The following is an 18,439-nucleotide window of genomic DNA, read 5'->3' on the forward strand; positions in this document are numbered from 1 at the left end:
GGCTCACCCTCCTGTACAGTCTCTTCTCGCAGCGCAACGCACGAATCGCACTGCGAAACCTGGTCCTGTGGAGCAGTTTGGAGTGCTCGCCACCCTGTCAAGGTGGAGGCCGCGGGTTCAAATCCCGTCAGGACCGCACAGCAAGAGCCCGGATCTTCGGATCCGGGCTCTTTTTCATGCCCTGACCTCCGCGTTGACCTTCCGCGCCCCACACGCCGTCTTGACGCCCCCTCATTCCGTCGGTACCCCGGAACCAGGGCCGTCGTCCGTGCGGCCTCCTGGAGGTGGCACATGGCGGCAGCGGCGAGGCACGAGACGCGGGCTCTGCTGCGCGCGCACCTGTCGGCCGCGTCGTCGTACCGGCACCTCACCCGGCACTGCCCGATCTGCCATCGCCTGCTGCGGCTGGCGCTGGAGTCCGCGCCGCGTGCCGCTCAGGGCACGGCCCGGGCCCGGGAGGACGAGAGCCCGGCACCGGCGTGATCCACGGGCGGCCTCAACACCCGTGCGGGGACGGGCTACTGGAGGCGGTGGCTTCTCTACCGCACCTGCGGCGGAGCTAACAAGCCGCTTGGTATGTGACGGGTGTCACCGCATGAGTTTTGAAAAGTGCGGTACTTACGCCCCGCCTACAAAGGGTCAATTTAATATGTGCAATTGCACCCTGCCGGTGGTGCCGCACACAGCTGATCCGACACCCTTCCCCAGGCTCCTACAGGGCTGCTCACAGCGGGATCGGCAGACCATCGCGGGCGCACAAAAAAGATCGCGCTGGACCCGGCGGAGTCCAGCGCGATCGACGACGCACCCTGCTGTATGCCTGGAAAGCCTTGAACGGCTTGGGCGTGGGGCCTGTTGGGGCAGGACCCCGCGTCGTTTGGAGCTGTGGCCCGGACGCCGCGGCCAGTTGGGGGAACCAGCCGGTTTGCCCGGTTATTCAGTTGTTCAGGCCTCGCTGCGCTGCTGCGGGATGCCCGCGAGCAGTGCGCGGACCTCGGCCTCGCGGTAGCGCCGATGCCCGCCGAGCGTGCGGATCGACGTGAGCTTGCCGGCCTTCGCCCACCGCGTGACCGTCTTCGGGTCCACACGGAACATGGTGGCGACCTCAGCCGGGGTCAGCAGCGGCTCGGCATCAGGGGTGCGAGCGGTCATGAGCGGCCTCCTCGGGAGAACCGAACCTTCTCGGTTCTTTCCTCTAAATTCTGCACCTTGACCCGCGTTGCCCGAAATGGCGGACGCGAGTCGAGTCGGTTATAGGACGAACGGCTTGTCCTCGGCACTACAACTACACCATCTGTCCAGCCGCGTCGGCCAAACCGATGGAATTGCCCCTCCAGGTGTTCATCAGCGACGGAAGCCGATGGACCATGCCATAGCGGACAGTCACACCGCTGTGACGATCAGTCACAGGGTGATCAGGAAGTCACGAGACCCCCCAAAGCGTGCAATGCTGAGATTCCGCCCATAGTGCAAGATCATGGGACGGAAGGAGCCCTCCCCGGACTCCTTGTCCTATTTTGGCATGAGGAGGGGCAAGGGACGCAAGAGCCTCGTACGTGTAGTCCGTCACGCTTGGCCTACTTGAGAGGTCTGCCCGGATCGGGGCCTACGTCCCTTGTTGACGAAGCCTCAGGAGACGCGCAGCCCGCTTCAGGAACTCGGTGCGAGGACGAAACCCCACATCGGGCGGTTCGTCAAACGTCAGTTCGTGACCGACTGCGAGCGGTCTGTACGGACATCAAGGTCAGGGGTCAGTTGGCCGACCGCAGATCCCGCACGGAACGCCACCGCTCCACGAGCCGGGCGTACGCCGCCCCCGCGGCGGCCCCGTCGCCCCTGCGCAGCGCGGCGATGCCCTCGGCCACGTCCGCCGCGGAGTGATCGTCCTCCAGCGTCCCGGCCGGCACCGCGTGCACCAGGCCGCCGTAGTCCAGCTCCACGAGCGAGCGCGGGTGGAACTCCTCCAGCCAGCGGCCGACGTCCACCAGGCCGTCGATCAGCGGCCCTTCGTCCATGGCCTCCTTCAGGGCGCGCAGGCCGCGGGCCACCCGCCGCCGGGCCTGGACCATGGGCGTGCGGTAGCGCAGCACGGGCGGGCTGTCGACGGAGGCGCCCTTGTCGTACTCGCGCTCCTCGTCGGAGACCAGCACGAACCAGTTGATCGGCACCTGCCAGGTGGCCGTACGGATCCACGGCCGGGCGTCCGGGTTGATCGCCAGCCAGCGCTCGTAGTCCTGGGACGCCTGGCGCCGCAGGACGGGCGGCAGGACCGCGTCCATGACCGGCGGGGGCAGCTCCTCGCTGAGCTCGTCCAGGGCCAGCCAGCCGCGCAGCCGGGTGCGCCAGGGGCAGACGCAGACGACCCCGTCGACGTCGAGCACGAAGGCGTCCTCGCTCTCGTGCACCGGTACCGCCACCGGCGGGGTGGGGGCCAAGTCGGCCAGAGCGCGCCGGAGTTCGTCCTGGTACGACGGCCGGTCCGCGCGGCGGGCGTAGCGGGCCCACTGGCTGCGCTCCGGCTCGGGGAAGGCGGCCAGCGGTTCGTACACGCGCAGGTAGGTCGCGTAGGGGACGATCACCGAGGTCACCTTGGGCACGCCTGCTCCCTCCCCCGCGCACCGCCGCGAAAACCTGCGGAACCCACTCACGATCGCGCGGGAAATCTATGCAAATCGTCGCACGGGTGTACTCCGGTCGGAGGTGATCCTGTGCACTGTGCGGCCGGCGGGGCCAACCAGGCTCTAATCTCATGCTCAACAGTCCCCGCCACCCACACGGGAGCTGGTCTCCACCCGCCGCAACTACTCAGGAGTCACCACAGTGACCGACGTAACCGGCGCACCTGCTGATGTACTGCACACCCTGTTCCACTCGGACCAGGGCGGACATGAGCAAGTCGTGCTCTGCCAGGACCGTGCGAGCGGCCTCAAGGCCGTCATCGCCCTCCACTCCACCGCTCTGGGCCCCGCGCTCGGCGGTACGCGCTTCTACCCGTACGCGAACGAGGCCGAGGCCGTCGCCGACGCGCTGAACCTCGCCCGCGGGATGTCGTACAAGAACGCCATGGCCGGTCTCGACCACGGCGGCGGCAAGGCCGTGATCATCGGCGACCCGGAGAAGATCAAGTCCGAGGAGCTCCTCCTCGCCTACGGCCGGTTCGTCGCCTCCCTGGGCGGGCGCTACGTCACGGCCTGCGACGTCGGTACGTACGTCGCCGACATGGACGTCGTGGCCCGCGAGTGCCGCTGGACGACCGGCCGCTCCCCCGAGAACGGCGGCGCCGGGGACTCCTCGGTCCTCACCGCCTTCGGCGTCTACCAGGGCATGCGGGCCTCCGCGCAGCACCTGTGGGGCGACCCCTCGCTGCGCGGCCGCAAGGTCGGCATCGCGGGCGTCGGCAAGGTCGGCCACCACCTGGTGGAGCACCTGCGGGCGGAGGGCGCCGAGGTCGTCATCACGGACGTGCGCGAGGACGCCGTGGGCCGGATCCTCGCGGCGCACCCGACGGGCGTCACGGCCGTCGCCGACACCGCGACCCTGATCCGCGCCGAGGGCCTCGACATCTACGCCCCGTGCGCGCTCGGCGGTGCCCTGAACGACGACACGGTGCCCGCGCTGACCGCCAAGGTGGTCTGCGGCGCCGCCAACAACCAGCTCGCCCACCCGGGCGTGGAGAAGGACCTCGCGGACCGCGGGATCCTCTACGCGCCGGACTACGTGGTGAACGCCGGCGGGGTCATCCAGGTCGCCGACGAGCTGCACGGCTTCGACTTCGACCGGTGCAAGGCCAAGGCGTCGAAGATCTTCGACACCACGCTGGCCATATTCGCACGTGCGAAGGAGGACGGCATTCCGCCGGCCGCGGCGGCCGACCGGATCGCCGAGCAGCGGATGCACGACGCGGCCCTGGCCCGCCGGGTGCGCTGACTCCGGGCCGTCCGGGGCGCTTCGTACGTTTGGCCGGTACCCGCCGGTGGGCAGTTAGAGAGAACTCTCACTTCTACCGGCGGGTCGACCGCCGATAAGTGGTTAAAATCGCGGTTGACCAGCGAGGACGGGGCGCCTCGAAGGTCCTGGGCGCGGGCACGTCATGCGGGCGACGTACCGTATGGGCGCGGGCTCAGGTACCGTGGAAGCCCTACGGACCGGTCTCTCCGCGGAGAGTCCGTGCCGGACCATGAACGCGTGTCAAGACTCTGGGGCCGTCGAGCCCCGTCGTTGAGGGGGTCGAGCCATGGGGCGCGGCCGGGCCAAGGCCAAGCAGACGAAGGTCGCCCGCCAGCTGAAGTACAACAGCGGTGGGACTGACCTCTCACGCCTGGCTGAGGAGCTGGGTGCATCGCCTTCGAATCCGCAGCCGCCTAACGGCGAGCCGTTCGAAGACGATGAGGACGACGACCTGTACGCACGGTACGCCGACCTCTACGAGGACGACGACGACGAGGACGACCAGTCCTCGCAGCATCGTCGCGGCGCTTGACCCTGCACTGAACACTCACCCGGTCGGTGACTTCGGTCACCGACCGGGTTCTGTGCTGCGTGCAGGATCACGACCCCGGTGCCTCAGCTCGCGTAGTCACCGATCAGGGCGGCACCGGTGGGGTGCTCGCCCCGGTCCGTGATCTCTCCGGCCACCCAGGCGTCCACGCCGCGGTCGGTGAGGGTCGCCAGGGCCACGTCCACGGACTCCTGGGGCACGATCGCGATCATGCCGACGCCCATGTTCAGGGTCTTCTCGAGCTCCAGGCGCTCGACGCTGCCCGTACGGCCGACGAGGTCGAAGATCGGGGCCGGCGTCCAGGTGGAGCGGTCCACGATCGCGTGCAGCCCGTCCGGGATGACCCGCGCCAGGTTGGCGGCGAGCCCGCCGCCGGTGATGTGGCTGAAGGCGTGCACCTCGGTGGTGCGCATCAGGGCCAGGCAGTCCAGCGAGTAGATCTTCGTCGGCTCCAGCAGTTCCTCGCCGAGGGTGCGGCCGAGTTCCTCGATGTGCGCGTCCAGCGCCAGGCCCGCCTGGTTCAGCAGGACGTGGCGGACGAGGGAGTACCCGTTCGAGTGAAGCCCGGAGGACGCCATGGCGATCACCGCGTCACCCGTACGGATGCGATCCGCGCCGAGCAGCCGGTCGGCCTCCACGACGCCCGTACCGGCGCCGGCGACGTCGAAGTCGTCCTCGCCCAGCAGGCCCGGGTGCTCGGCCGTCTCGCCGCCGACCAGGGCGCAGCCGGCGAGCACACAGCCCTCGGCGATGCCCTTGACGATGGCGGCGACCCGCTCGGGGTGGACCTTGCCGACGCAGATGTAGTCGGTCATGAACAGCGGCTCGGCGCCGCAGACCACGATGTCGTCCATGACCATGGCGACCAGGTCGTGGCCGATGGAGTCGTAGACGCCCAGCTGGCGGGCGATGTCGACCTTGGTGCCGACGCCGTCCGTGGCGGAGGCCAGCAGGGGGCGCTCGTAGTTCTTCAGGGCGGAGGCGTCGAAGAGGCCGGCGAAGCCGCCCAGGCCGCCGAGGACCTCGGGGCGCTGGGCCTTCTTCACCCACTCCTTCATCAGTTCGACGGCGCGGTCGCCCGCTTCGATGTCGACGCCCGCGGCTGCGTAGCTGGCACCAGTTGTGTCAGGCATGACGATAAGAACCTTTGTGTCGTACGGCAGGTGTTACGGGCCGTCTACGGGCGGCGGATCGCGTCGGCGGCGGCCGTGGCGGCCGGGCCGGCGGCCAGCTCCGTCTCCAGCAGCTGCTTGCCGAGCAGCTCGGGGTCCGGGAGCTCCATCGGGTACTCGCCGTCGAAGCAGGCGCGGCACAGGTTCGGCTTGGCGATGGTGGTCGCCTCGATCATGCCGTCGATGGAGATGTAGGCCAGGGAGTCGGCGCCCAGGGAGGTGCCGATCTCGTCGATCGTCATGCCGTTGGCGATGAGCTCGGCGCGGGTGGCGAAGTCGATGCCGAAGAAGCACGGCCACTTCACGGGCGGCGAGGAGATCCGGATGTGGACCTCGGCCGCGCCCGCCTCGCGGAGCATGCGGACCAGGGCCCGCTGGGTGTTGCCGCGCACGATCGAGTCGTCGACGACGACCAGGCGCTTGCCCTTGATGACTTCCTTCAGCGGGTTCAGCTTCAGGCGGATGCCCAGCTGGCGGATGGTCTGCGAGGGCTGGATGAACGTCCGGCCGACGTAGGCGTTCTTGACGAGGCCGGCGCCGAAGGGGATGCCGGAGGCTTCCGCGTAACCGATCGCCGCCGGCGTACCGGACTCCGGGGTCGCTATCACCAGGTCGGCCTCGACCGGGGCTTCCTCGGCGAGCTTGCGGCCCATCTCCACGCGGGAGAGGTACACGTTCCGGCCGGCGATGTCGGTGTCCGGGCGGGCCAGGTACACGTACTCGAAGACACAGCCCTTGGGCTTCGCTTCCGCGAAGCGGGAGGTCCGCAGGCCGTTCTCGTCGATGGCGACGAACTCGCCCGGCTCGATCTCGCGGACGTAGCTGGCGCCGCAGATGTCGAGGGCGGCGGACTCGGAGGCCACCACCCAGCCGCGCTCCAGGCGGCCGAGGACCAGCGGGCGGATGCCCTGCGGGTCGCGGGCCGCGTACAGGGTGTGCTCGTCCATGAAGACGAGCGAGAAGGCTCCCTTGACCTGCGGGAGGACCGTGTGGGCGGCCTCCTCGATGGTCAGGGGCTTGCCGTCCTCGTCGACCTGGGCCGCGAGCAGCGCGGTGAGCAGGTCGGTGTCGTTGGTCGCCGCGACGCGCGGGGTGCGGCCGCCTTCCTGCTTGGGCAGGTCGGCGACCATCTCGGCGAGCTGGGCGGTGTTGACGAGGTTGCCGTTGTGGCCGAGCGCGATGGACCCGTGTCCGGTCGCGCGGAAGGTCGGCTGGGCGTTCTCCCAGACGGAGGCACCGGTGGTCGAGTAGCGGGCGTGACCGACCGCGATGTGACCCTGGAGCGAACCGAGGGAGGTCTCGTCGAAGACTTGCGAGACCAGGCCCATGTCCTTGAAGACGAGGATCTGTGAGCCGTTGCTGACCGCGATTCCCGCGGATTCCTGGCCTCGATGCTGGAGGGCGTAGAGCCCGAAGTACGTGAGCTTGGCGACCTCTTCGCCCGGAGCCCAGACACCGAAGACGCCACAAGCGTCCTGGGGGCCCTTCTCGCCGGGGAGCAGGTCGTGGTTGAGTCGTCCGTCACCACGTGGCACGCCACCGAGTGTAGGCGAGGTCGACCACTGGTCCGAATTGGGGATACCGGACTTTCCGGTGGATCACCGCTCGGCGACCGCTCGCACACGCGTCCCGTTTCCGCTGGTCAGGGTGAGAGTTTGGTGATCGACTCGGTACTTCGGCTTCCCGTCGAAAAGTCGCAGCAGGGTCTTCTCGTCGGCCATGAGTGAGTCTTCGCACATCATTCGGGTCGTGGCAGGGGGGCCGAGGGTGATATGGCCGTCGCTGACCGTGGCCTTGGCGTTCACCTTGTTGCAGCCGAGGCGGCCGGAGACGGTGCCCTTCTTCGCGTCGAAGGTGAGGTGGGCGCGGCCGTCGGCCTTCGGTGTCGTGACGGTCCACCGGGTGCCGGCCAGCGGGGCGTCCTTCGCCTTGGTCAGCCGGACGGTGTCGCCCCGGCTGGTGGTGAGGGTGAGACGGTCGTCGTCCGTCTTCGCCGTCAGCTCCTGGTCCGAGAAGGCCTTCACGAGGGTCGTCTCGAACGCGACGGGCGTGTCCTCGCAGGCCATCTGGGTGGACCTGGTCTTGCCGAGCCGGACGTGGTCGCCGTCGACGGTGGCCTCGGCGCTGAAGTTGTTGCAGCCGAGGCTGCCCTCGGCCCGGCCCTTGTCGATGGTCACGTGGGCCCCGGCGGGGGCCTGCTGCGTGCGGCCGTCCGCGGTGACGCTGTCCACGCTCCACCGCACACCGGTGACCGGCCGATCGGCTCCGACCGAGCCGCTGCCGCTGTCCGCCTTCTCGCTGCCACAGGCCGCCATGAGCGGGACGAGCATGGCGGCGGCCGTCAGGGTCATGAGCTGCTTCTGCCTGTCCATGCCACTTGGACGGACGACCCGGGGGGATCGGTTCCCCTTATGTCATCAGGGGCAGGTGGGCCGACAGGTCCGCCCGTTCTCCGCTCGCGCTGACCTTGGCGTCCTGGACGGCCTGCGCCCATCCCACCCGCCCGGTCGCCAGCCGGATCCAGGTGAGCGGGTCCGTCTCGACGACGTTGGGCGGGGTGCCCCGGGTGTGCCGCGGTCCCTCCACGCACTGCACCACCGCGTACGGCGGCACCCGCACCTCCGTCGAACCGCCGGGCGCCTTCGCGGCGAGCGCGTCGGCGAGCAGCCGGGTGCAGGCGGCCAGGGCCTGCCGGTCGTAGGGGATGTCCAGGCCGGGGACGGCGGCGTTGAGGTCGTCGGTGTGGACGACGAGTTCGACGGTGCGGGTGACGAGGTAGTCGGCGAGGGGCAGGGCGCCGGTGCGGGTGGGGAGCAGTCGGCTGCCGGGGGCGTCGGCCAGGCTCTTGGTGAGCCGCTCCGCGGTGCTCGTGTAGAGGGTGTCGAGGTCGGGGTTGGCGGCGGCGAGCCGCCTGGTGTCGTCGGCGATGCCGGGGGCGCGGGCGGCGGTGGCGAAGGGCCAGTCGAGGAGGGCCAGGTCGGCCTTGGCCGGCTCCTCGTGGTCGAGGTTGCGGCTGACGGTCTCCATGGCCATGGTCACGTGCGCGGCGAGCTCCCGCACCGTCCAGTCGCCGAGCCGGGTGGGCAGGCCCAGCTGCTCGGGGGTGAGGCCCAGGACGGCCTGCCGTACGTGCCCGAACTGGGCGAGCACGGCTGCGCGGATCTTGGCGGGGTCGTAGCTGCGGGTGCGCTTCTTGGCCGGGGGCATGGGGGTCAGCCTAGGTGCGGGCGGTGACAGTGGGGGGTGCCTCGAAGGTCTCGCCGTTGCGGGGGACTCCGACGCCCTGCCAGGTGAAGGGGACACCGCGGGCCGTGTCCGGGTCGGGGCCGTCCATCAGCTGGAAGTGCAGGTGCGGTTCGGTCGAGTTGCCGGAGTTGCCGCAGCGGGCGATCACCTGTCCGGCGTGGACGCGGTCGCCCTCGCGGACGGTGAGGGAGCCGCGCTGGAGGTGGGCGTAGGCGGCGTGGGTGCCGTCGCCGAGGTCGAGGACGAGGTGGTTGCCGAGGATGCGGCTGACGCCCGCGACCTCGCGCACCATCCCTTCGGGAAGCATCAGGTACAGCAGCCCCGGCAGGGAGGTGCGGCTGAGGTGGTCGCGCTGCCGGCCTCGCGCACGTACGACCGTGGCGTCGGAGACCGCCAGGACGGGGGCGCCGTAGGCCGGGAAGTCCTGGGGGCGGCGGGCGAGGGGCCACAGCCACCGGAAGGGCGGGCGGGCACCCGGTTCGGGCTCGGCCAGGATGTCGATGGCGAAGGTCTGGCCGTAGCTGTGGACGCCGTGGCTGGGCGTGCGGTCGGCCGGGCTGTTCAACGCGGACCAGCGGCCGGTGACGGGCGGGGCGACCTCGACGGGTTCGCGTGCCGCGCCCGCCTTGTCCGGGGCGCCGCCCCAGCGGTTCACCAGGAGGATGACGGCGTAGGCAGGGACCACGGGCAGGAAGTACCAGGGGAAGCCGACCCGTCCGAAGAAGAGGTCGGCTGCCACCAGGCCGAAGAAGACCAGCCACAGAACGCGGTAGGTCACCATGCCGAGCTTGCGTGCGGGCATTCGGTTCCCCCCGGTTCGCTATGGGCGGGTCGTCGCCAGTGCCACCAGCAGCGGGACGACCCGCCCCGGTGGCACCTCGTGGCGGCCCCGGCCGGTCGTGTGCAGCCAGCCCGCGCCGGTCAGCTGGCGCAGGTGGTGGTAGATCTGGCCGGTCGTGCCGACCTCGTCCAGCTCGGCGAGTTCGGTCGCGGTGCGCCGGCCGCCGAGGATCTCGCGGAGCAGGCGGATCCGGACCGGGTGGCCGAGCGCGGCGAACGACTCGGCGGCCGTCGTCCAGTCGCCCGCCAGCAGGTCCTCCGTGAGGAGAGTCATCTGCCAGGAGTACTCCTCGCCGGTCGGCAGGCCCACGGAGCCGGTGTAGAGGACACCGCCGTCGGCCACCCCCGCCTCGGACAGCTGCTCCCTCAGCCCGTTCAGAGCCCAGAAGTCGCCTCCGTCGATGCGGGGGCCGGTGTGCCGGGTGCCTTCCAGGGCCATCAGACGGCGTTCAAGGTCTGTGACGCGTTGCTCCAGATCCATGCTTCGATTTTACGGAACTACGTAATACCGTGCAAGGCCGGGCGCCACATCCGCCCGGGCACGGCGAAGCCCCCGCCCGGCGGACCGGGCGGGGGCTTCGGAGCGGTTGCCTACTTCAGCAGCGCCGGGATCGTGCCCTCGTGCGTCTCGCGCAGCTCGGACAGGGTGAGCGCGAACTCGCCCTGGACGTCCACGGTGTCGCCGTCGACGACGCCGATGCGGGTGACGGGCAGGCCCCGCGCACCGCACATGTCGTTGAAGCGGACCTCTTCCGAGCGCGGCACGGCCACGACCGCGCGGCCCGCCGACTCGGAGAAGAGGAAGGTGAAGGCGTCCAGACCGTCCGGGACGATCAGGCGCGCGCCCTTGCCGCCCAGCAGCGCCGACTCGACGACCGCCTGGATCAGACCGCCGTCGGACAGGTCGTGCGCGGAGTCGATCATGCCGTCGCGGGAGGCCGAGATCAGGATCTCGGCCAGCAGCCGCTCGCGCTCCAGGTCGACCTGGGGCGGCAGACCACCGAGGTGGTCGTGCACGACCTGCGACCAGGCCGAGCCACCGAACTCCTCACGCGTGTCGCCGAGGAGGTAGAGCAGTTGCCCCTCCTCCTGGAAGGCGACCGGCGTGCGGCGGGCCACGTCGTCGATGACGCCGAGGACCGCGACGACCGGGGTGGGGTGGATGGCCGCCTCGCCCGTCTGGTTGTAGAGCGAGACGTTGCCGCCGGTCACCGGCGTGCCCAGCTGCTGGCAGGCGTCCGCCAGACCGCGCACGGCCTCCGCGAACTGCCACATCACCGCCGGGTCCTCGGGCGAACCGAAGTTCAGGCAGTCGGAGACGGCGAGCGGCTTGGCGCCGGTGGTGGCGACGTTGCGGTACGCCTCCGCCAGGGCCAGCTGGGCGCCGTGGTACGGGTCGAGCTTGGCGTACCGGCCGTTGCCGTCCGTGGCGATGGCCACGCCGAGGCCGGTCTCCTCGTCGATCCGGATCATGCCGGAGTCCTCGGGCTGCGCGAGCACGGTGTTGCCCTGCACGAAGTGGTCGTACTGGCTGGTGATCCAGGACTTGGAGGCCTGGTTCGGGGAGCCGACCAGCTTCAGGACCTGGTCCTTCAGCTCCTCGGAGGTCGCCGGCCGGGGCAGCTTGTTCGCGTCGTCGGCCTGGAGCTCGTCCTGCCAGGACGGGCGGGCGTAGGGGCGCTCGTAGACCGGGCCCTCGTGCGCGACCGTGCGCGGGTCGACGTCGACGATCTTGCCGCCGTGCCAGTAGATCTCCAGGCGGTCGCCGTCGGTCACCTCACCGATGACGGTGGCGATGACGTCCCACTTCTCGCAGATCTCCAGGAAGCGGTCGACCTTCTCCGGCTCGACGACCGCGCACATGCGTTCCTGCGACTCGCTCATGAGGATCTCCTCGGGCGAGAGCGTGGAGTCGCGCAGCGGGACGTCGTCCAGGGTGACGCGCATGCCGCCGGAGCCGTTGGACGCCAGCTCGCTCGTCGCGCAGGACAGGCCCGCCGCGCCGAGGTCCTGGATGCCGACGACCAGCTTCTCGGCGAAGGCCTCCAGGGTGCACTCGATGAGGAGCTTCTCCTGGAAGGGGTCGCCGACCTGGACGGCCGGGCGCTTCGACGGCTTGGCGTCGTCGAAGGTCTCGGAGGCCAGGATGGAGGCGCCGCCGATGCCGTCGCCGCCGGTGCGGGCCCCGTAGAGGATGACCTTGTTGCCCGCGCCGGACGCCTTCGCGAGGTGGATGTCCTCGTGCCGCATGACGCCGATGGCACCGGCGTTGACCAGCGGGTTGCCCTGGTAGCAGGCGTCGAAGACGACCTCGCCGCCGATGTTGGGCAGGCCCAGGCAGTTGCCGTAGCCGCCGATGCCGGCGACGACGCCCGGCAGGACACGCTTGGTGTCGGGGTGGTCGGCCGCGCCGAAGCGCAGGGGGTCGACCACGGCCACCGGCCGGGCACCCATTGCGATGATGTCGCGGACGATGCCGCCGACACCCGTGGCCGCGCCCTGGTAGGGCTCGACGTAGGAGGGGTGGTTGTGCGACTCGACCTTGAAGGTGACCGCGTAACCCTGGCCGACGTCGACGACACCGGCGTTCTCGCCGATGCCGACGAGCATCGCGTCGGACTGGGGGGCCTTCTCGCCGAACTGGCGCAGGTGGACCTTGCTGCTCTTGTACGAGCAGTGCTCCGACCACATCACCGAGTACATGGCCAGCTCCGCGCCCGTGGGGCGGCGGCCGAGGATCTCCACGACCCGCTCGTACTCGTCCTTCTTCAGGCCCAGTTCGGCCCAGGGCAGCTCGACGTCGGGGGTCGCGGCCGCGTGCTCGACCGTGTCCAGAGGCGTCCGGCTCATGCGTTGACCAGCTTCTTGAGGATCGAGGTGAAGAACGGGAGGCCGTCGGTGCGACCGGTGCCGATCAGCGGCTCGACGGCGTGCTCGGGGTGCGGCATGAGGCCCACGACGTTCCCGGCCGCGTTGGTGACGCCGGCGATGTCGCGCTGCGAGCCGTTCGGATTGAAGTCCAGGTACCGGAAGGCGACCCGGCCCTCGGCCTCCAGCTCATCGAGCGTGCGCTCGTCGGCGACGTACTGCCCGTCGTTGTTCTTCAGCGGGATGTGGATCTCCTGGCCGGCCGAGTAGTCGGTGGTCCAGGAGGTCTCGGCGTTCTCCACGCGCAGCTTCTGGTCGCGGCAGATGAAGTGCAGGTGGTCGTTGCGCAGCATCGTGCCCGGCAGCAGATGGGCCTCGGTGAGGATCTGGAAGCCGTTGCAGATGCCGAGCACCGGCAGACCGGCCTTCGCCTGCTGGAGCAGGGGCTCCATCACCGGCGAGAAACGGGCGATGGCCCCGGCGCGCAGATAGTCGCCGTAGGAGAAACCACCGCACAGCACCACGGCGTCGACCTGCTTGAGGTCCTTGTCCTTGTGCCACAGGGCGACCGGTTCGGCGCCCGCGACCCGGATCGCGCGCTGTGTGTCACGGTCGTCCAGACTGCCGGGAAAAGTGACGACGCCAATACGAGCGGTCACTTCACGGCCTCCGCGACTTCCTCGACACGGATCGTGAAGTCCTCGATCACGGTGTTCGCGAGGAAGGACTCCGCAAGATCATGAATGCGGGCGAGGGCGGCCTCGTCGACCGGCCCGTCAACTTCCAGTTCGAAACGCTTTCCCTGGCGGACGTCCGAGATCCCGTCGAATCCCAGCCGCGGCAGTGCGCGCTGCACCGCCTGGCCCTGGGGGTCGAGGATCTCCGGCTTGAGCATGACGTCGACTACGACGCGTGCCACTGGCACTCCCGGTGTGTGGTGCTGAGCAGGTTCCTTCAGACTACCCGCACAAAATTTCTACGCGCGTTGACTTGTAGGAAACTACGTGACCGTCATCACGATCCGGCATCGAGGGACCCACACGCGAAATTTTCGGGAAAGATTCCGGATCGACACCCGACACCCATTGCCTTCTGACACGCGGAAGGATTTAGTCGGGCTTCACAATGTATTGCCAGGCACTGTACAAATGAATTGGCAAAGTGCCGCATGAAGGGACCGATATTCGTGGCGCAGAAGGTCGTGGTCACCCTCTTTGACGACATCGACGGCTCGGAAGCGACGGAAACGATCGCCTTCGGACTGGACGGCAAGTCGTACGAGATCGACCTGAGCGAAGTCAACGCCGGAGAACTGCGGCAGGCGCTCGCGCCCTACGTGGAGGCCGGCCGCAAGCGGTCCCGCTCGGGCAAGGCCTACCGGCAGACGGAGGTCGCCCCCGACCCGTCGGCCGTGCGCGCCTGGGCCCAGGCCAACAAGATGGAGGTCCCCGCGCGCGGGCGCATCCCCAAGAAGGTCTACGAGGCGTTCACCGCCGCGCAGTGACGGCCCGCCGAGCCCGGGCCCCCCGGCCGTCCACCCGCCCCTCGCGGCAACCGACTTGCGCAGCACCCGGGCTGATCAGCTAGAGTCTGGAGCACGCCGAGGGGCGAGGCCGAAAGGCCCAGCTCACGGAAACATGCGGGTGTAGTTCAGTAGTAGAACATCCCCCTTCCAGGGGGAAGGCGCAGTGTGCGATTCCTGTCACCCGCTCTGCATCGCCGTACCGGCCACTGTTGTGGATCAGGTAGGCTGGTGCCTGCACCGGTCGGTGAAAGCTGATCGGGAGCACATGCGGACGTAGCTCAGTTGGTAGAGCGCAACCTTGCCAAGGTTGAGGTCGCGAGTTCGAACCTCGTCGTCCGCTCGGGAAAGAAGACCCCGGTCCATCAGGACCGGGGTCTTCTTCGTGCTGCGGGCGTTCGCCTGACAATTGTCATGCCGAAAGATGACAGCGCGCACTGCTTCCGGACCCGCACGGCCGGGACGCTTGAAGCATGGAAACCAACGGACACGAACACGTGATTGAGGTCACTGACCTGCGACGTGTGTACGGGGGCGGGTTCGAGGCGGTACGCGGAATCAGCTTTTCCGTCCGGCGCGGGGAGATCTTCGCGCTGCTCGGCACCAACGGCGCGGGCAAGACCTCCACCGTCGAACTCCTGGAGGGCCTCGCCGAGCCGGCCGGCGGACGGGTGCGGGTCCTCGGGCACGACCCGTACACCGAACGGGCCGCCGTCCGGCCCCGCACCGGCGTGATGCTCCAGGAAGGCGGCTTCCCCTCCGAGCTCACCGTCGCGGAGACCGCACGGATGTGGGCGGGATGCGTGAGCGGGGCACGGCCGCCCGCGGAGGTGCTCGCGCTGGTCGGCCTGGAGGCCAAGGCCGGTACTCGGGTCAAACAGCTGTCCGGCGGGCAGCGGCGCCGCCTCGACCTGGCGCTCGCCCTGCTCGGCGACCCCGAGGTGCTCTTCCTCGACGAACCGTCCACCGGGCTGGACGCCGAAGGCCGCCGGGCCACCTGGGAGTTGGTGAGCGCCCTGCGCGACGGCGGGACGACGGTGCTGCTGACCACGCACTACCTGGAGGAGGCCGAGAACCTCGCCGACCGGCTCGCGATCATGCACGACGGTCTGATCGCCACTACCGGGACACCGGCCGAGGTGACCGCCGCGGAGCCGTCGCGGATCTCCTTCGAACTGCCCGACGGCTACTTCGTCGGTGACCTCCCGCCGCTCGGGGAGCTGGGCGTGGCCGGGCACGAGACCGAGGGCCGGATGATCCGGCTCCGCACCCGCGAACTGCAACGGACGGCCACCGAACTGCTGGTGTGGGCCGCGCGGGCCGGCGTGGAGCTGCGCCGCCTGGACGTGCGCTCGGCGTCCCTGGAGGAGGCGTTCCTCGGGATCGCCAAGAACGTCCCGGCGGAGCACGCCACGGGAACGACGACGAAGGAGCACGCGGCATGAGCGCCCCGCAGACGACGCCCCGGCCCGCCACGGCCGCGACGACCCCGCTGAGCCGGATGACCTCCCTCGCCCGTGCCGAACTGACCCTGCTGGGGCGGACCAGGGGCGCGCTCGTCGCCGCGCTGTTCGTGCCGCTGGTGATGCCGGTCAGCGTGCGGTCGGCGGCGGAGGAGATGGACCTCGCCGGGGCCGGGCTGAACCCGGCCACGCTGGTGCTGCCCGCCGCGATCGGCTTCTCCCTGCTGTTCGCCGTCTACTCGGTGCTCGTCGGCGTGTTCGTCGTCCGGCGGGAGGAACTCGTCCTCAAGCGGCTGCGCACCGGTGAGCTGCGGGACGCCGAGATCCTGGCCGGCTCCGCGCTGCCGGCCGCACTCACCGGGCTGGCACAGTGCCTGCTGCTGACCGTGGGCTGCGTCGCGCTGCTGGACCTGTCCGCGCCGTCGGCGCCCCATCTGGTCGTCCTCGGCCTGCTGTTGGGGCTCGTGATGTGCGCGGCCCTCGCGGCGGCCACCGCGAGCTTCACCAAGACGGGCGAGAGCGCCCAGGCCACGCCCATGCCGCTGGTGCTGGTCTCGATGATGGGCTCCGGCATGTTCGTACCGCTGGAGCTGATGCCGGACAAGGTGGCCTCCGTGTGCGAGCTGCTGCCGCTGACGCCCGTCGTCACGCTGGTGCGCGGCGGCTGGACGGGGAACCTCTCCGGGTACGAGGCGCTGGGCGCCCTCGCGACGGCGATGGCCTGGATCCTCATCGGCGTGTTTGCTGTACGGCGGTGGTTCCGCTGGGAACCGCGGCGCTGACCGAAGGGGGAGTGACGGGCCGATGCGCACGCCGGGCAGGTGGTGGCGGCACAAGAGCACGCCGGAGAAGGTCGAGACGTACACGAGGTGGTCGTTCCAGCTCTTCGCGGTGATGGAGTTCTTCTCCGTCGGGCTCACGTCCGTGGCCCCGCTCGGGGCGCGGCTGGGAACCGCCGTCATGCTGGTGGTGGCCGCGCACGCGGCCCTCTGCTTCGTGACCGTGTCCCGGGCGATCGACTGGACGCGTGGCCGCAGGCCGCAGCCCACCGGACTGCTGTGGACCCTGGGCGCCGTCACCGCCGCGATCGCCGTCGCCGCGATCGGCCTCGCCGAGCACGGACCCGACCGTGACGGCGTCGACACCGCCGCCGGCGGCGTCTTCGGAGTGATCCTGATCTTCGGTCCCGGCATCATCGCGCTCGGCGTCCGCGACCGGCGGCGCGCGTTCGCCCTCGCGGGCGGCTTCGCGGCAGGCGCCTGGACCGTGGCGTTCGCCCTCGGCGCTCCCCTTCTCACAGCGCTCTTCACGGCACTGATCGTGCTGGTCGGCGGTGTGTTCATCGCCTTCACGGCGGTCTTCTCGATCTGGCTGCTGAACGCCGTCTACCAACTCGACGAGGCCCGCGAGACCCGGACCCGGCTCGCCGTCGCCGAGGAGCGGCTGAGGTTCGGGCGGGATCTGCACGACGTCATGGGGCGCAACCTGGCCGTGATCGCCCTCAAGAGCGAGCTGGCCGTGCAGCTGGCCCAGCGGGGGCGGCCGGAGGCCGTGACTCAGATGGTCGAGGTGCAGCGGCTCGCGCAGGAGTCGCAGCGCGAGGTGCGGGAAGTCGTGCGCGGCTACCGGGAAGCCGACCTCGGCTCGGAACTCGCCGGTGCGCAGGGGGTGCTGGCGGCGGCCGGCATCGAGTGCACGGTCGGCGGGGCACCGGTGACCGGGCTGCCGGCCGCGGTGCAGTCCGCCCTGGGGTGGGTGGTACGAGAGGCCGCGACGAACGTCCTGCGGCACGGGGACGCACGGCGGTGTGCCGTGCGATTGCAGGTGCTGGAGGGGCGTGTGGTGTTGTCCGTGGAGAACGACGGCGTGAGTGAGACGGCGAAGGAGTCTGGGACCGGACCGTCCGGTTCGGGGCTCGCCGGGCTGCGGGAACGTCTCGCGGAGATCGACGGGACGCTGGAGGCCGGTCCCGCGGGACGCGGGCTGTTCCGGCTGACGGCGGAGATCCCGCTGCCGTCGCCGCCCGCGCCTCCCGGCGCCGCACCGGCCGTCATCGCGCCGCGTTCTGTGAGCGAGGTCACGTCATGACGGCCAAGGAACCCATCCGGCTGCTGCTCGCCGATGACGAGCACCTCATCCGGGGGGCGCTCGCCGCGCTGCTGTCGCTGGAGGACGACCTCGTCGTCGTCGCCGAGGCGGCCACCGGCCCCGAGGCGATGGCGATGGCCCGGGCGCACCAGCCCGACGTCGCCGTGCTGGACCTCCAGATGCCCGGGGCCGACGGTGTGAAGGTCGCCACATCGCTGCGGGCCGAACTGCGCGGCTGCCGGGTTCTCATCGTCACCAGCCACGGGCGGCCCGGTCACCTGAAGCGGGCGCTGGCGGCGGGTGTGCGGGGGTTCGTGCCCAAGACCGTGAGCGCGCAGCGGCTCGCCGAGCTCATCCGTACCGTGCACGCCGGGAACCGTTACGTCGACCCGGAGTTGGCCGCCGACGCGATCGCCGCCGGGGACTCGCCGCTGACCGCGCGGGAGGCCGAGGTCCTGGAACTGGCCGCCGACGGGGCGCCCGTGGCGGAGATCGCCGAGCGGGCCGCGCTGTCGCAGGGGACCGTGCGGAACTATCTGTCGTCGGCGGTGTCGAAGCTGGGGGCGGAGAACCGGCATGCGGCCGTGCGCCTCGCGCGGGAGCGAGGTTGGGTATAGTGGTTCTCGCGCCACGGCGCATGCGAACGTAGCTCAGTTGGTAGAGCGCAACCTTGCCAAGGTTGAGGTCGCGAGTTCGAACCTCGTCGTTCGCTCCATCGAGAAGCCCCCCGGTTCCGGCCGGG

At 70.1% G+C, this 18,439-nt stretch carries 19 protein-coding genes and 4 tRNA genes; 12 read left to right on the forward strand and 11 right to left on the reverse strand.

The window, feature by feature from the left end:
- Positions 1–61: 61 nt before the first annotated feature.
- Together AB0E85_RS03545 and AB0E85_RS03550 are read left to right on the forward strand one after the other, a co-directional pair.
- A tRNA-Asp gene (locus tag AB0E85_RS03545) sits at positions 62–136 on the forward strand.
- Positions 137–291: 155 nt separating this feature from the next.
- Positions 292–483, forward strand: coding sequence for a DUF6274 family protein (locus AB0E85_RS03550; protein WP_361921997.1), 192 nt, complete (start codon positions 292–294; stop codon positions 481–483).
- Between the two features lie 462 nt (positions 484–945).
- Here the strand turns inward: AB0E85_RS03550 and bldC are convergent, their stop codons facing one another.
- Both bldC and AB0E85_RS03560 read right to left on the reverse strand, forming a co-directional pair.
- Positions 946–1,152, reverse strand: coding sequence for a developmental transcriptional regulator BldC (bldC, locus tag AB0E85_RS03555; protein WP_003949541.1), 207 nt, complete (start codon positions 1,150–1,152; stop codon positions 946–948).
- A 599-nt stretch (positions 1,153–1,751) separates the two neighbouring features.
- The gene (locus AB0E85_RS03560; protein WP_361921999.1) at positions 1,752–2,597 is read right to left on the reverse strand and encodes a hypothetical protein; all 846 of its coding nucleotides are present in this window, start codon (positions 2,595–2,597) and stop codon (positions 1,752–1,754) included.
- 223 nt (positions 2,598–2,820) lie between these two features.
- Between AB0E85_RS03560 and AB0E85_RS03565 the strand changes: the two genes are divergently transcribed.
- A complete protein-coding gene (locus AB0E85_RS03565) occupies positions 2,821–3,927 on the forward strand; it encodes a Glu/Leu/Phe/Val dehydrogenase dimerization domain-containing protein (RefSeq protein WP_361922001.1) in 1,107 nt (368 codons plus the stop codon).
- A 307-nt stretch (positions 3,928–4,234) separates the two neighbouring features.
- Positions 4,235–4,480: a DUF3073 domain-containing protein gene (locus tag AB0E85_RS03570; protein ID WP_030251636.1), complete on the forward strand. Its 246-nt coding sequence runs from the start codon at positions 4,235–4,237 to the stop codon at positions 4,478–4,480.
- A gap of 83 nt (positions 4,481–4,563) precedes the next feature.
- Here the strand turns inward: AB0E85_RS03570 and purM are convergent, their stop codons facing one another.
- The 9 genes from purM to purS all read right to left on the reverse strand — a co-directional run bounded on the left by purM (position 4,564) and on the right by purS (position 13,543).
- Positions 4,564–5,631, reverse strand: a complete 1,068-nt coding sequence (gene purM, locus AB0E85_RS03575; protein WP_361922003.1) for a phosphoribosylformylglycinamidine cyclo-ligase — start codon at positions 5,629–5,631, stop codon at positions 4,564–4,566.
- 44 nt (positions 5,632–5,675) lie between these two features.
- On the reverse strand, positions 5,676–7,205 hold the full coding sequence (purF, locus tag AB0E85_RS03580; protein WP_361922005.1) for an amidophosphoribosyltransferase: 1,530 nt from the start codon (positions 7,203–7,205) through the stop codon (positions 5,676–5,678).
- A 63-nt stretch (positions 7,206–7,268) separates the two neighbouring features.
- Positions 7,269–8,042: an META domain-containing protein gene (locus AB0E85_RS03585; protein WP_361922007.1), complete on the reverse strand. Its 774-nt coding sequence runs from the start codon at positions 8,040–8,042 to the stop codon at positions 7,269–7,271.
- Between the two features lie 37 nt (positions 8,043–8,079).
- Positions 8,080–8,877: a sterol carrier family protein gene (locus tag AB0E85_RS03590; protein ID WP_361922009.1), complete on the reverse strand. Its 798-nt coding sequence runs from the start codon at positions 8,875–8,877 to the stop codon at positions 8,080–8,082.
- Positions 8,878–8,887: 10 nt separating this feature from the next.
- Positions 8,888–9,718: a M23 family metallopeptidase gene (locus AB0E85_RS03595; RefSeq protein WP_361922011.1), complete on the reverse strand. Its 831-nt coding sequence runs from the start codon at positions 9,716–9,718 to the stop codon at positions 8,888–8,890.
- 18 nt (positions 9,719–9,736) lie between these two features.
- On the reverse strand, positions 9,737–10,237 hold the full coding sequence (locus AB0E85_RS03600) for a winged helix-turn-helix domain-containing protein (protein ID WP_361922013.1): 501 nt from the start codon (positions 10,235–10,237) through the stop codon (positions 9,737–9,739).
- Between the two features lie 110 nt (positions 10,238–10,347).
- Positions 10,348–12,606, reverse strand: coding sequence for a phosphoribosylformylglycinamidine synthase subunit PurL (gene purL, locus AB0E85_RS03605; RefSeq protein WP_361922015.1), 2,259 nt, complete (start codon positions 12,604–12,606; stop codon positions 10,348–10,350).
- Positions 12,603–13,283, reverse strand: a complete 681-nt coding sequence (gene purQ, locus AB0E85_RS03610) for a phosphoribosylformylglycinamidine synthase subunit PurQ (protein WP_361922017.1) — start codon at positions 13,281–13,283, stop codon at positions 12,603–12,605. Before purQ ends, purL begins: the two co-directional genes overlap by 4 nt.
- Positions 13,280–13,543: a phosphoribosylformylglycinamidine synthase subunit PurS gene (purS, locus tag AB0E85_RS03615; protein WP_033314267.1), complete on the reverse strand. Its 264-nt coding sequence runs from the start codon at positions 13,541–13,543 to the stop codon at positions 13,280–13,282. Before purS ends, purQ begins: the two co-directional genes overlap by 4 nt.
- A gap of 267 nt (positions 13,544–13,810) precedes the next feature.
- Here purS and AB0E85_RS03620 point away from each other — a divergent pair, with 267 nt between their 5' ends.
- The 8 genes from AB0E85_RS03620 (at position 13,811) to AB0E85_RS03655 (ending at position 18,412) form a co-directional block, all read left to right on the forward strand.
- A complete protein-coding gene (locus AB0E85_RS03620) occupies positions 13,811–14,128 on the forward strand; it encodes an Lsr2 family protein (protein WP_033314310.1) in 318 nt (105 codons plus the stop codon).
- Positions 14,129–14,263: 135 nt separating this feature from the next.
- A tRNA-Gly gene (locus tag AB0E85_RS03625) sits at positions 14,264–14,335 on the forward strand.
- Positions 14,336–14,416: 81 nt separating this feature from the next.
- Positions 14,417–14,489: transfer RNA gene (locus AB0E85_RS03630), tRNA-Gly, on the forward strand.
- Between the two features lie 130 nt (positions 14,490–14,619).
- Entirely contained in the window at positions 14,620–15,591 is a 972-nt protein-coding gene (locus AB0E85_RS03635; RefSeq protein WP_361922019.1) for an ABC transporter ATP-binding protein, read from the forward strand.
- A complete protein-coding gene (locus AB0E85_RS03640) occupies positions 15,588–16,391 on the forward strand; it encodes an ABC transporter permease (protein ID WP_361922021.1) in 804 nt (267 codons plus the stop codon). Before AB0E85_RS03635 ends, AB0E85_RS03640 begins: the two co-directional genes overlap by 4 nt.
- Before the next feature lie 22 nt (positions 16,392–16,413).
- Positions 16,414–17,697, forward strand: coding sequence for a sensor histidine kinase (locus tag AB0E85_RS03645; RefSeq protein WP_361922023.1), 1,284 nt, complete (start codon positions 16,414–16,416; stop codon positions 17,695–17,697).
- Positions 17,694–18,314, forward strand: a complete 621-nt coding sequence (locus AB0E85_RS03650) for a response regulator transcription factor (RefSeq protein WP_361922025.1) — start codon at positions 17,694–17,696, stop codon at positions 18,312–18,314. The genes AB0E85_RS03645 and AB0E85_RS03650 overlap by 4 nt, the downstream gene beginning before the upstream one ends.
- A 22-nt stretch (positions 18,315–18,336) precedes the next feature.
- A tRNA-Gly gene (locus AB0E85_RS03655) sits at positions 18,337–18,412 on the forward strand.
- Positions 18,413–18,439: the final 27 nt, after the last annotated feature.

Origin of the sequence: Streptomyces sp. NPDC029044 (assembly GCF_040637495.1) — a bacterium.
In the GTDB taxonomy this organism is placed as follows: Bacteria; Actinomycetota; Actinomycetes; order Streptomycetales; family Streptomycetaceae; genus Streptomyces.